This window comes from Bacillus sp. EKM501B, assembly GCF_011800505.1.
GTDB classification, from domain to species: Bacteria; Bacillota; Bacilli; order Bacillales; family Bacillaceae_G; genus Bacillus_A; species Bacillus_A cereus.
On record NZ_JAALFZ010000004.1, the window covers coordinates 53,640 to 67,083 of the forward strand.

The window sequence follows — 13,444 nt, forward strand, 5'->3', positions numbered from 1 at the left end:
GATGAAATAAGTGAATCAAAACGTAAAAAATTTATGATTAAAGCTAATAGAAAGTAAGGATACATATAAAAAAGCAAGAACGTATAACTACGCCTCGCTTTTCTCAAGTACAAAATTAAATATTAGATTCACTTAGCAACATTTACGCTCTTGTCCAATAGCTAAAGCGCTAAAAGATAGTGGGCCAACAACTTCTGCACTTGCACCACTAGTAAGGTTTTCAACAGTTAATGAATATTCGTGTGTTCCACTGCTAACGTTTTGATCTATAGCTTGAAATGTTTGTACGTAGAATTGTTCAGAATCTGTAGATTCAATACCTACTTGTGCATTAAAAATTTCAATGTTATCACGGAAAATTCGGAATAAAACTTGTGAAGTCTCAGTTATACCTTCTACACCAATTGTAGCGATTAATTCTACTCGATTATTACGTGAATCTCTACTTGAAATTCTCAATTTCAAATTTGCTAAAATTGCTTTATTTGGAGAAGCTGGGATTGCAAAAGTTGTTTCACCAGTTTTACTTATAGGCTGAGTAGCTTGGTAATCAATGATATGAGTCATATTCTTCACCTCCTCATATACTAGAATATGAAAATAGTGAAGAATTAGCTTGGACAAATACTGGATTATTTAATAGAGTCAACAATAATTATTGAAAAGAAGAAATTCACATAAAAGCATTAAGAATATATCACAATAAGATGATATTTTTCTTAATGCTTTTTGTAATTAAGCAGAATATTCTTCTTTACGTACTTCAAAAAATTCATTACGTCGCAAGTAATTATAAATTTTCTCTGAAACCTCTTCTTCTTCAGACACTAAGAAACGATGATCAAAAGCGTAGAAAGATTGACCTTTAATTAATTTTACGTAATACATATTAAACGCCTCCTGACACTAGATTATTACTTGCTTCATATTATGATGGCCTATATGTCTGCTAAAAATACTTGGAGTTTCAAAGGGGATAAGTAAAGGGATAAAAGAGCTTACAATTCTGTAAGGTTTATGTCACCTTTTTCGATAGTTTGTATTTACCAATTTCTTCTATAATGCAAATAGGTTACATAAAATAAGGGGGTAAAAAGATGGATGAAATACTTGGAGAAGTTGTAGCTGGTATTTGTGAATTTGTAGTGGAAGTAACAGCAGATGCTATAGGAAATTTAGTTTCTGGAAATGATGAGGAAAAAGAAACATTATAATAATTTGTAAAAGAATAAAGTTGATCAAATTATAAAGGCTGATTTCTAAAGGGAAATCAGCTTTTATATTTTTTACATTATATTAACTTAATTTGAATATTCATTTGTTATCATATTTAAGAAGCCTATATAAGGAGGTGAATAAACAAATATGTCGAATTCAGGGCCTGATTTATCTGTTTCTCGTTTGATTGTGGTAAATATAGAAGAAAAAGAATATCATTTTATTGTTCGTGAACATCCGATTGTAGGGAAGTTTATATCGCTATTTGAAAATGGGAAAGAATACGGTTTAATAGATAAACAAATCGCTAATAAAGATAAATTTATTACATCGGAGCTTACTAAGTTAGATTATTTTAATATAGATGTTTTATATCTTACACCTGGGTGGATATGGATTGGTATGGATCAATTTGGTTTACATGCTCGTGAGGCTACTTATAACGAAGTAGATGTTATTATGAAGTTGAAAGAGGGTTTATATTATATAGACATATACGAAGAAATAAAAATGTAGTAAATATTTATTCAGGTTAGGGGGGAAGTTCCCATAGCCTTTTTTTGTTTAATAATAAAATGCAAAATTATATTATTTTAATGAAAGGTAAATATGATAAGAAGTGAGATGAAAAGAGGATTTGAAAATACATTAAGAGAATTGTAATAATTATATGAGTCGTATATGTAAATAACAATAGAAAGAAGATGATAATATGAGTAAAGAAGAGCTTGTGAAAAAACAGTTTGGCAGCAATGCAGATAAATATGTAAATAGTAAAATACATGCTAAAGGACTGGATTTACAATATGTAGTTCAACAAGTTGAGTCTCGTCATAATAATCGTCTTCTTGATGTTGCTACTGGTGGCGGGCATGTGGCAAATATGTTAGCACCTATGTTTGAAGAAGTAGTTGCACTTGATTTAACAGAACAGATGTTAGAAAAAGCAAAAGTTTTTATAAAGCAGAATGATCATGAAAATGTATCTTTTGTAGCAGGAAATGCAGAGAATTTACCATTTGCAGACCATTTTTTTGATACAATTACATGCCGGATTGCAGCCCATCATTTTACGAGTCCGGCTCAATTTATTTATGAAGTAAATCGTACGTTGGAGGATAATGGATTATTCATCTTAATAGATAATGTTTCGCCAGAAAATAATGAATATGATACATTTTATAATTTTATAGAAAAAAAGCGTGACCCAAGTCATGAACGAGCTCTAAAAAAGACAGAATGGCTTACTTTATTAGAAAAAAATGGTTTGCAAATGCAGTCATGTCTTACTTTTGATAAGAAGTTTGATTTTGACTGGTGGTGTAATATGATGGATGTCCCTTTACAAAAGCGTGAAAAATTAACAGAATGTATGATGAAAGCACCAAACGAAATGAAGGAATATTTTAATATTCAATTTAAAAATAATAAAGTAGAATCGTTCTATACTGAAATGGCTATGTTTATATGTAAAAAAAGTATAACGTTAAAAAGATAAATGTGTTGCAGTCTTTCTGAAGTACGATATACTTAGTACAGAGAAACTGAGAATTGAGGAATAGTTATAATGATTCGTGTACGCATTGAAGGTACTGAGGAAGAAATGCTTGAATTTATGGGGAAAATGCCAGACATTCCTGGATTTGAAAAGACACATATGAGAGAGCCGAGAAAAGGAAATAACCCGAAATACGATTCAAGTAAAAATGTACTTGCATATTTGTCTTATAAAAAGATTGAAGTCGCCAATAAATAGGCGGCTTTTTTAGTTTGCGCTGTTTCACCGCCTTGTCTTTTTCACATAATAATAATAGTAGATTATGCTGAAGAGGGGTGAGAATAGTTAATAAGAAAATTATCTTTTTTGGAGACTTTGGTATTGATGACGCCGTAGCGTTAATTTATGCAAATAAAACATGTAAATTAGATATTCTAGGTATTGTTGCTGAGTACGGGAATGTATCACGAGATATCGTTACGGAAAATGTTTATTTTTTAGAAAGGTACTATGCTACACAAGTGAAAATTATTGAAGGTGCGAGTAGACCGATGACAGCTGAAGAGCCTTTGTTTTTCCCTGAAATCCACGGGGATCACGGTTTAGGTCCTATTATTCCACCTAAGATGAGAATTTGTAAACGAGAAAATTTTTGTGAATTAATCAAATTAATCGAACCTTGTCCAGAAGATATTATAATTGTGGCGACAGGGAGACTAACGACGCTTGCTACGTTATTTTTATTGTATCCAAATATAATGGATCGTATTTGTTCGTATTATATAATGGGCGGCGCTTTCCTATTTCCAGGTAATGTTACACCAGTATCTGAAGCGAATTTTTATGGTGATCCAATTGCAGCAAATATTGTTATGAAATATGCGAAAAACGCTAGCATATACCCGTTAAATGTAACACAGGGCGCGCTTATTACGCCTGAAATGGCCAATATAATAGATAAACAAGGAACTGGACAGGCGAAACTCATTAAACCAATGATTGATTTTTATTATGAGAACTTCTATAAAAAAGAATATCCGGGTATTGGTGGAAGTCCTATACACGATTTACTACCGTTTATCTCGTTTATAGATGACAGTATTTTCGAATATAAAAAATCGGCAGTGTGGATTAGTACGACAAATGATGTGACTAGAGGCCAAAGTGTAGCAGACTTTAGAAAAATAGCTGAGCCAACAAGGTTTGATAATCGGCCGATTCAAAGAATTGCTGTTGGTTTTAACTATGCAGCTTTTAAAGAAGAGTTTATGCGAACAATATTGAAGCCAGATTGTCCTTAATGTGTGTAATAACAAGTCGGATAAATCGTTAGTTCAAAAAAAGGTTTAATCTGTGTGTATTATTCTCAAAAATCTTAAAGTTGAACAACATGAATAACTTATGAAAAATGTCACATAACTAATGGTAAGCAATTGTTTCTAATTATATTTTGATTGGTGAAATGTAAAGGAGGTTATTATATGATTTGGTCTTTAATCGTCGGTGGTATATTAGGGTGGCTTGCGAGCTTAATTACTGGAAAGGACGTACCTGGTGGTGTAATAGGTAATATTATTGCTGGTATTATCGGTTCTTGGGTTGGTTCGAAATTACTTGGTAGTTTTGGTCCAGTCATTGGCGGATATGCAATTATTCCAGCTTTAATCGGTGCGATCATTTTAATTTTCATCGTAAGCTTCTTATTACGAGCAATGCGAAAATGAATGTAAGGACTGTTTACATTTGTAAGCAGTCCTTTTTATATGTTATGCTAGTATTATACAATCAGGAGGTGTCAGCATTGAAAACATTCACAGTAAATTTCCATCAAGAAGATAATGCTAAAGCGACAACAGTACATAAATTAAGTGAAGAGGACTTTAACAAAGCAACAGAAAAAGGCACTCGTCATCTATTTGATTTAGATACAAACGTTGGATTCTTCGTATTCTTTGACGCAGAAGATGCAGAAGGAAACGATCAATACTTAATGTTACAATACGAAGGTGATCATGAAGAGCCAACTGCGTGCTACGGATTTGATTTAAAACTATACTATCAATTTTTAGCACTGTACTTAAACGATCTTGAGTTCCAAGGTGAAACAGATGAGGAAGAGGAAGAATACGGTCCAATTCATCATTTAGCGCATTTACTTTATCATATTGTTGAAGATGGTAAATCAATCGAAGTGTAATATACATATTTGAAGCTGCCCTTTTTGGGCAGCTTTTTTATATGACATTGGAATGGTGTACTGTGAGCTAAATAAAGTGAAACTTTAATCAGTGGGGGGTGTTCATCCCCACTGATTGCCCTCACCAATCGGGCTTTTACGGACAGCAGGGCCCCCACCTAACTTCTTTGTTTCCGCTGAATTTTGAGGTGGGGATCTTACTGCCCGGCAAATAGCGGGATAAATTAATAATAGAAATTTATTTATTACTTTCATGTTAGCATCGTAAAACACCTGTTATAATGATTGTAATTAAATTCATGGAGGCTAATTTTATGCTTGTAGATGTAAAAGCTTTTATTAAAGCTGCAGGTTTAACATGTATTTCATCATTAAGTGGAGATAACACGTTTGCTTATAATTTTGAAACTGTAAAAAATACTATCGCTACATTTTTTAAGAAGCTAAGATTTACCGTATAATTTTATTTCAATCAGTAGGAAAAGAGTAATCACTTCCTACTGGTTTTTTTCTGTTTCAAGGAGCTGTTGTGAGAGCATGTTTTAAGTTATAGATAGAGGATATTATCATTGAGAAGAGAAGGTTTAAATAAGGAGATGAAAATGGTTTCGTTTATCAAGAGGTAGTTACTTCGGATATAACAGACTTGGTTACTTTTTAGAAACAGCTTTTGTAATATATTTTGTACAAGCTTTTGGAGAGAGTGAAGCACTGACTTTTTGGAACAAACATAATTTGAAAAGTAATGTAATGGGTTGGTTAACGAAATGAATAAGATGCAATAGGGGGTAAAAATGATGAAAATATATTTAAAAATAGTTATGTTATTTTTGGTGTTTACATGTATGTTTGCGCTAGTCGCATGTAAAGGGACAGACGAAAAAAAGGAAACAAATCCAACCTCGGAAAATAATAAAAATGAACAAAGTAATTTTTCAGAAGAACAGAAAAATCCTGAAGCAAAACCAAGCAATGAAAAAACAACAAAACCATCGCCTGACCCAGATTCGAAAAATAGAACACTTAATCAAAAATCAATTAACCACGTTAAAGATTTGTTTGAACTCGCAAAAGAAGGAAAAGTACCTAATGTACCATTTGGAGCCCATACAGGGGATATTGAAGAAATTGAAAAAGCGTGGGGGAAAGCAAATAAAACCGAATATGCAGGGAACGGAATGTACGCAACTTTTACAAATAAAAATATTGTTTTCGGATTTAATAAAGGGTCACAAGTTTTTGATGTACGCTCATATCATGCAGAACTAAAATTGATTACATTACAAGAAATTGAAAAAGCATTAGGAAAACCATCTTCAGTTAAAGAGAATGGTGAAGATAAAATATATGTATACAAAGTAAATAACCAGTATGAGCTGAAATTTGTCATTCCAAAATCGACTGGTAAGGTAGATCATATTTCTGTATTTTCACCAGAGGATAGTATTAATAAAATGGCAGGATAAGAAATTAAGTGATTTCAAAAACACCTCACTTTCCTTAAGTGAGGTGTTTTTAGTTGTAAATAAGGAACGTCTCCTGCCATATAAAACATACTTTCATACGCGAAATACTTCACTTTTGTTTTTTAATATTCATCCAATAAGAAATATTGATCTACTGAAAAAGTAGTAACCTATAAATTATGTGTAGGCTGGTTCATGATTTTTTTACGTTCTAAATTTTGAACAAACAGTGCTTGAACAATACCTCCAATTAATAAGAAACTAGCACAAATATAAAACAGCATACTTCCATTTAAATTACTTAATAAAACTGCACCAATAACTGGTCCGCATGTTCGAGATATATCCCAGTGTATACCGTAAATTGAAAAATATAAACCACGTTTATTGTGAGGTGCAATTTCTGAAACGAATCGTAATAAATGGTTTAGAGCAATACTTTCTCCAATGACTAAAAAGAGTAAGGTGAAGAACAACGAGAATATCGTCGTTGAATAACTAAAGCCAACTGCAGCTATTGTATAGCAGGCGTAAGAAATAAGGATGATTTTCGCTATAGAAAATCGTTCAGACCATTTTACGAGGAAGATTTGTAGAATGATTTCCAAAATGGCTTTGCATGTTGAAATAAATGCGAGTATGAATACGAGATTAGGAAATACATGTTCTGCAAAAATACGATAATTCGTCTCAGTTTGTGCATAAAAAAAGCTAATAGGAAGTGTAGAAACCATAAGACCGAATATGGCATAATGTTTAAAAATAAATTGCTTTGGTGAACTTGCCTCAACTGTTTGTTTCGACTTACTCATAGGTGGAACGGTTTCTGGGAGCTGGGTCCAAACAACAACGGCATATATCGTAAGGGTTACACTTTGCACGATAAATAAATATTCTGGGTGAGTATTATAAAAACTTGCACCTATTAAAGGGCCGACTACGGATCCAATTGCTCCCATCGTTTGTAGGAGAGCAAAAACTTCTGCTTGCTGCTCTTGTTTTGTTAAATCAGCAATTTGTGCACGCTGAGCTGGAATGTATAAGGAACGGCCAATACCATTAATGACATATAACAGTGCAAATATAAAAACGGATTGAGCGAAAACGAAACTACCGATTGCAACACCTTGTAGTAATAATCCGAGTAACATAATTTTTTTTCGGCCATATTTATCAGTAATTCCTCCAGCAATAAGTGTAAATAAAATGTCTGAAAGTGGCTGTAATCCGAAAATCAGCATAGTTATAATTACATTGCCGTTTAACATTTTATTGACGTAAATAATCATAATGAGAGCTAACATAGATTCAGTCGTTCGGGTTAATAATTCACCGCACAGTCTAATAAAAATAGGTTTATTGTAACGAAGTAAGAGATAATTCAATATTAATTCCTCCTTTCTATATTGAAATGATAAGATGAAAGGAGAGTTGGAAAAAGGGTAGAAACAATAGGGAGTATTTTTCACCTTTTAGGGGGAGTATGATGTTTATTTTAGATCAATACATTGAACTATGGATTGCTTATGGAAAAGGGAAAAAAGAGGGAGAACGATTGGAAGTAACAGTGCAAAATATATCTGGAACACTATTTTGTACAGAGCGTAATAGTAAATTAATTATAAAAAAATTAGATGAGTTAAATTGGATTAAGTGGTTTCCAGGTCGCGGCAGAGGAAATCGTTCTAAATTAATATTTCAAAAGCACCCGATGTCTTTAATTTTAGATAGAGGAAAAGAAATAACGAAAAAAGGGGATGTGAAAAGCGGAAGCATATTTGTGGAACGCTATAGCTCACATTTTCCATCGGTAAAGGGAGAATATCACTCCTGGGTGGATTCAATATTTGGTCATAAGGTTGAAATGACATCTGAAGGGAGAAGAGATGTACTCCGGTTGCAAGTACAAATGAATTTAGATATCACATTAGATCCTGTATACGCTACAATGCGCTCAGAATGCCATATGGTAAAACATATATTCGACACACTCGTGTATGTAGACGGTAATACAAACATTATAGAGCCAAGACTTGCATTTCACTGGGAATATAATGACGCTGAAAAAATATGGACGTTTTACTTACGAAAAGGAGTTCACTTTCATAATGGAAAACAACTTACTGCACATGATGTTATATACTCGTTGAATCGATTTATGAAGCTGGAAAATAATGCACACGCATGGATGTTACAACACGTTGAAAGTATCCGTTCAGTGGATGACTACGTTTTCGAAATTCAATTACATACAGAAAATCGAATGTTTTTACATATGCTAAGTGCAGAACAGTGTTCTATCGTGAATGAAGATGAAGCAGGAGGGCTAATTGGAACCGGGCCTTTTCAATTATATAAAAGTAATGAAAATCTGTTCATTTTAGAAGGACATCCTTTATATTTTCGTGAAAGACCTTTTTTAGATCGTGTTGAGTTGTGGAATGTAGAACAAGGTGTAAGTACATACGATGTTTTAGTAAAGGCGCAGTATAAAGATAAAGAAAAACATAATAAAGAATTGTCTCGGCTTGAGTCGAACGTGACATATATAACATGTAATCTTACGAAAGAAGGACCAATGCAAGATGCGTTATTTCGGAAAGCGTTATATAACATCATTCATGGTTATACAATCGTTCAAGAACTCGGCGGAGAACGTGGAGAAGTGGCAAAAAAACTAATATTAGCAGGTGAAAGCATTGTAGAGATTGAGGAAGATGTAGAAAGTTTAATTAAAAGGAGTACTTATCATAATGAAGTGCTACAACTCTACACATTTACAGGACGAGATCATGTTGAAGATGCACAGTGGATACAAAAAGAGTGTGCGAAATACGGGATTCGTGTAGAAAATAATTTTCTTGATATAGAAGAGCTATTGGAAGTAAGTACGATACAAAAGGCCGATATGATGCATGATAGTGCCACAATTAGTGAACGAATAGAAGATAGTCTATTATATATGTTTCTTACAAAAAATAGTTTTATTCATGGACAAAGCAGCATGGACTTTCATGAAAAGTTGTCTCCTTATTTTAGACAAGAAGAATTAGAGAAAAGAGTTACACTGTTACGCGATATCGAGGATACTTTGTTACGTCAAATTCATATTATTCCTTTATATCGTAATAAACAAGAGGTAAGTACACATGAAAAAGTTCAAAATATAATGATTAATTCACAAGGTTGGATTGATTTTTATAATATTTGGTTTAAGTCTTGATATATAAGGGCTTTTGCACATTTTCATAAGGTGTGTAAGAGCCTTTTTTGTATGTAGGAATAGGTTTGTTTTACACATTGTTACGCTACTTGTGATAAAAGTTTATTTACAGCGTAACAGTGTTATGTTACATTGTTATCAGGAAGGAGTGTTATACAGTTGAGTACAGATTTAATTTCAAAAAAAGATTTATTAGAACTAACTGGTATTTCATACGGACAGTTATATAGGTGGAAAAGAAAAAATTTAATTCCGGAAGATTGGTTTGTACGAAAATCAACGTTTACAGGTCAAGAGACATTTTTTCCGAAAGAAAAGATATTAGAGCGTATCGATAAAATCCAAACGATGAAAGAGGATTTATCACTTGATGAACTAGCGAACATGTTTTCGCCGAGTGTGAGAGAAATTCTTTTAACAAAGGAAGACATTTTATGCAAGGGGATTGCATCAGAACCAGTTTTACAATTTTTCATAGAACAAACGAATAAAAGAGCAGAGTTTCAATTTGTAGATATTCTTTATGTGTACATGTTAGAAGAATTACTGCAATCAGGAGAGATTAGTTTAGAAGAAGGAAAAATGGTCTTGCAAGTTTTACGTGAAAATTATGAAGCAATTAAACATAAAACTTGTGACTTAATTATTGTCCGAAAGTTAGGGATTTCTACATGTTTATTAGTTTCAAACGTGGACGATTTAATTTTTGAAAAAGGCACCAAAATCGTTTTACGCGAAGCGATTATGAAATATACCGAAGCATTAAAAACTAAATTGTTGTAGTGGAGGAGAAAGTATGCGTACAGATAATTTGATTATAAATGGTTACGGTTCATCGAATGGTGGCGAGTTTCATAAAGTGCAATTAAACGGAAAAGGAACTGTGAATGGAAATGTTGAATGTGAGCAATTTGAATGTAACGGTTACGGTGCAGTTACTGGCGATTTGAAAAGTAGCAGTGCACGAATTAGCGGATCTGGTAAAGTTGATGGCACAGTTCAAGCTGAAACGATGCGAATTGATGGAAAAGCAACAATTACGCAAAATGTAAAAGCAAACAGTTTGAAAATTGCAGGAAAAGGTACGATAGGTGGAAATGTCACTGGTGAAGAATTTAAAGTCAATGGTCAAGCTACAATTGACGGTAATTGTGAAGTGGATACTTTTTCTTCAGAAGGACAATTTACAATCGGTGGTTTATTAAGCGCAGATGAAATTAATATAAATATTCACGGTACATGTCGAGCGAAAGAAATTGGTGGTCAAACGATTAAAGTAAGACATAGATCAGGTACATTTAGTAGACTATTTAAAACAGTGTTTGGCTTGCAGTTAGAAGCTGAACTATTAGAAGGTGACAATATCGATATTGATTATGCTCACATAAGAACGGTAAGAGGAAACAATGTTACAGTAGGAGCAAACTGTGAGATTGAACTGATTGAATATACCGGTGTTCTTACTGTTGATAAAAATGCAAATGTAAAAGAAATTAAGCAGGTTTAACGGAAGGGAGAAATCAGTATGGAACATCCACATAGTCTCACAGTAAATGGTTCTGGTAATTCAGCAGGCGGAGATTATAATAAAGTGAAGATTCGCGGTGAAGGAACAATTACGAATGATATGAGTTGCAATGAGTTTAAAACGTACGGAACGAGTGATGTACACGGTAATGTGAAAGTGAAAAACTATGTCGTGTATGGAGATAACGAAGTACAAGGAAATGTAGATGCGGAATATGTAAAAGTATATGGTAATACACAAATTCATGGTGATGCTCATATTGAAAAAACAAAAGTTAGAGGTATGATAGATATTGAAGGAAAGTTTTCAGGTGATTTCGTAGATGTAAAAGGTGCTTTAAATGTAAAGGGAGATATTGAAGTAGAAGATTTATCATTAACTGGTGGTCTTGAAAGTGATGGATTACTTAATGCTGAAAATATTCAAATCTCACTTCGTTATGAAGGCAGTAAGGTAAGAGAAATTGGTGGTAAAAAAATTACCGTTCGTAAAAAAGCGAGATTTATTCCTTTTACTAGTCATGCTGGAAACCTCCAAACTTCGATTGTTGAAGGAGATGATATCTATTTAGAACATACGATTGCTGAAGTTGTAAGAGGCAACAACGTCACAATTGGTCCTGGATGTGAAATTAGTGTTGTAGAATATCATACTAGTTTTAATCAAAAAGGTAATGCAGTCGTAAAAGAACATAAACAAATATAAGTAGTATGAGGGAGAGCAAGAGATATGGTTGAGAAGAATAATAAGCTCGGCTTTGTTGTGGCGGGCTTATTGCTAGGTATTTTAATGGCATCGATGGATAATACCATTGTCGTAACGGCGATGGGAACAATCGTTGGTGACTTAGGAGGCCTCGAAAACTTTGTATGGGTCGTTTCTGCCTATATGGTCGCAGAAATGGCAGGCATGCCTATTTTCGGTAAGCTATCAGATATGTATGGTAGAAAGAGATTCTTTATTTTCGGTTTAATTGTCTTTATGATTGGTTCGGCACTTTGTGGTACTGCTGAAAATATTACACAGTTAGGTATTTATCGTGCCATTCAAGGTATTGGCGGCGGGGCATTAGTGCCGATCGCGTTTACTATCGTTTTTGATATTTTTCCACCTGAAAAACGCGGGAAAATGGGTGGTTTATTCGGAGCTGTATTTGGATTATCTAGTATTTTCGGGCCATTACTTGGCGCATATATTACCGATTACATTAGCTGGCACTGGGTATTTTATATTAACTTACCACTTGGCATTTTAGCACTTATTTTTATTACATTCTTTTATAAAGAATCACGCGTTCATAGAAAGCAAAAGATTGATTGGTTTGGCGCAATTACTTTAGTTGGTGCAGTAGTTTCTTTAATGTTTGCGCTTGAACTAGGCGGACAAAAATATGATTGGGATTCTAGCTTTATTTTAAGTTTATTTGGTGGATTCGCTATTTTAATCATCGCATTCATTTTTATTGAACGAAAAGTAGAAGAACCAATTATTTCATTTGAGATGTTTAAGCAGCGCTTATTCGGAATGAGTACAATTATTGCATTATGTTACGGTGCTGCATTTATGTCAGCAACTGTTTACATTCCGTTATTCATTCAAGGTGTATACGGCGGGACTGCAACAAACTCAGGATTATTACTTTTACCTATGATGCTAGGATCAGTCGTAACAGCGCAGTTAGGTGGATTTTTAACGACTAAGCTGAGCTACCGAAACATTATGATTATTTCTGCTGTTATTATGTTAATCGGATTATTCTTATTAAGTACATTAACGCCAGAAACAAGTCGTGCATTATTAACGGTTTATATGATTATTATCGGATTTGGAGTAGGTTTCTCATTCTCTGTACTAAGTATGGCTTCAATTCATAACTTCGGTATGGAACAGCGTGGATCTGCAACTTCAACGAGTAACTTCATTCGTTCATTAGGAATGACACTAGGTATTACAATCTTCGGAATGATCCAAAGAACAGGTTTCCAAGATCAATTAGAAGAAGCATTTAAAGGGATGAGCGGGGGAATGAATACAAAATTAGGGGATTCAAGAGCCATTTTATCAGAATCGGCAAGATCTCAAATCCCTCCGCAAATATTAGATAAGATTATTGACGCTCTTTCTAGTTCAATTGTTCAAACATTCATGTGGGCATTGGTACCAGCTGGATTAGCATTCATATTCATTTTCTTTATGGGAAATGAGCGTATGGTAATTAAGAAAGAACAAATGAATAAAAAGAGTGAAACATCAAAAGCGTAATGAAAAAGCTCCTTTCCAATTGGAAAGGAGCTTTTTCGTATGTACGGTGTTA

General features: G+C 33.6%; 16 protein-coding genes and 1 pseudogene. 14 read left to right on the forward strand and 3 right to left on the reverse strand.

What is annotated here, in order from left to right:
* Positions 1-132: 132 nt before the first annotated feature.
* Positions 133-567: an exosporium protein ExsC gene (exsC, locus tag HFD78_RS11170; RefSeq protein ID WP_000148797.1), complete on the reverse strand. Its 435-nt coding sequence runs from the start codon at positions 565-567 to the stop codon at positions 133-135.
* Between the two features lie 168 nt (positions 568-735).
* Entirely contained in the window at positions 736-888 is a 153-nt protein-coding gene (locus tag HFD78_RS11175) for a YqbF domain-containing protein (protein WP_000291905.1), read from the reverse strand.
* 477 nt (positions 889-1,365) lie between these two features.
* On the opposite strand from HFD78_RS11175, the gene HFD78_RS11180 reads away from it, so the two are divergent.
* The 9 genes and pseudogenes from HFD78_RS11180 (at position 1,366) to HFD78_RS11220 (ending at position 6,379) form a co-directional block, all read left to right on the forward strand.
* Complete coding sequence (locus HFD78_RS11180; RefSeq protein ID WP_097813707.1) at positions 1,366-1,734, forward strand: hypothetical protein; 369 nt, start codon at positions 1,366-1,368, stop codon at positions 1,732-1,734.
* A gap of 196 nt (positions 1,735-1,930) precedes the next feature.
* Positions 1,931-2,716: a class I SAM-dependent methyltransferase gene (locus HFD78_RS11185; RefSeq protein WP_065703871.1), complete on the forward strand. Its 786-nt coding sequence runs from the start codon at positions 1,931-1,933 to the stop codon at positions 2,714-2,716.
* A 69-nt stretch (positions 2,717-2,785) separates the two neighbouring features.
* Positions 2,786-2,974: a DUF3970 family protein gene (locus HFD78_RS11190; RefSeq protein WP_000621885.1), complete on the forward strand. Its 189-nt coding sequence runs from the start codon at positions 2,786-2,788 to the stop codon at positions 2,972-2,974.
* Between the two features lie 77 nt (positions 2,975-3,051).
* On the forward strand, positions 3,052-4,017 hold the full coding sequence (locus tag HFD78_RS11195; RefSeq protein WP_097813706.1) for a nucleoside hydrolase: 966 nt from the start codon (positions 3,052-3,054) through the stop codon (positions 4,015-4,017).
* A 180-nt stretch (positions 4,018-4,197) separates the two neighbouring features.
* A complete protein-coding gene (locus HFD78_RS11200) occupies positions 4,198-4,440 on the forward strand; it encodes a GlsB/YeaQ/YmgE family stress response membrane protein (protein WP_000638306.1) in 243 nt (80 codons plus the stop codon).
* Positions 4,441-4,517: 77 nt separating this feature from the next.
* The gene (locus HFD78_RS11205) at positions 4,518-4,913 is read left to right on the forward strand and encodes a hypothetical protein (RefSeq protein ID WP_000847587.1); all 396 of its coding nucleotides are present in this window, start codon (positions 4,518-4,520) and stop codon (positions 4,911-4,913) included.
* Positions 4,914-5,227: 314 nt separating this feature from the next.
* The gene (locus HFD78_RS11210) at positions 5,228-5,374 is read left to right on the forward strand and encodes a hypothetical protein (RefSeq protein WP_000959548.1); all 147 of its coding nucleotides are present in this window, start codon (positions 5,228-5,230) and stop codon (positions 5,372-5,374) included.
* Positions 5,375-5,513: 139 nt separating this feature from the next.
* Positions 5,514-5,684: pseudogene (locus tag HFD78_RS11215) on the forward strand (aminopeptidase); the annotation flags it as partial.
* Positions 5,685-5,707: 23 nt separating this feature from the next.
* A complete protein-coding gene (locus HFD78_RS11220) occupies positions 5,708-6,379 on the forward strand; it encodes a YjgB family protein (protein WP_002098287.1) in 672 nt (223 codons plus the stop codon).
* Positions 6,380-6,549: 170 nt separating this feature from the next.
* Here HFD78_RS11220 and HFD78_RS11225 read toward each other — a convergent pair whose 3' ends face one another.
* On the reverse strand, positions 6,550-7,764 hold the full coding sequence (locus HFD78_RS11225; protein ID WP_097813705.1) for an MDR family MFS transporter: 1,215 nt from the start codon (positions 7,762-7,764) through the stop codon (positions 6,550-6,552).
* A gap of 101 nt (positions 7,765-7,865) precedes the next feature.
* Between HFD78_RS11225 and HFD78_RS11230 the strand changes: the two genes are divergently transcribed.
* From HFD78_RS11230 to HFD78_RS11250, 5 genes are all read left to right on the forward strand, one after another.
* Positions 7,866-9,602 (forward strand): ABC transporter substrate-binding protein, encoded by a 1,737-nt coding sequence (locus tag HFD78_RS11230; RefSeq protein WP_097862739.1) that lies wholly within the window; start codon positions 7,866-7,868, stop codon positions 9,600-9,602.
* Positions 9,603-9,761: 159 nt separating this feature from the next.
* Positions 9,762-10,385: a YhbD family protein gene (locus tag HFD78_RS11235; protein WP_000102238.1), complete on the forward strand. Its 624-nt coding sequence runs from the start codon at positions 9,762-9,764 to the stop codon at positions 10,383-10,385.
* A gap of 13 nt (positions 10,386-10,398) precedes the next feature.
* A complete protein-coding gene (locus tag HFD78_RS11240) occupies positions 10,399-11,109 on the forward strand; it encodes a bactofilin family protein (protein WP_001258385.1) in 711 nt (236 codons plus the stop codon).
* Positions 11,110-11,127: 18 nt separating this feature from the next.
* Positions 11,128-11,835, forward strand: coding sequence for a polymer-forming cytoskeletal protein (locus tag HFD78_RS11245; RefSeq protein ID WP_000400903.1), 708 nt, complete (start codon positions 11,128-11,130; stop codon positions 11,833-11,835).
* Positions 11,836-11,859: 24 nt separating this feature from the next.
* Positions 11,860-13,392, forward strand: a complete 1,533-nt coding sequence (locus HFD78_RS11250) for an MDR family MFS transporter (RefSeq protein ID WP_000229618.1) — start codon at positions 11,860-11,862, stop codon at positions 13,390-13,392.
* The last annotated feature ends 52 nt before the right edge of the window (positions 13,393-13,444 follow it).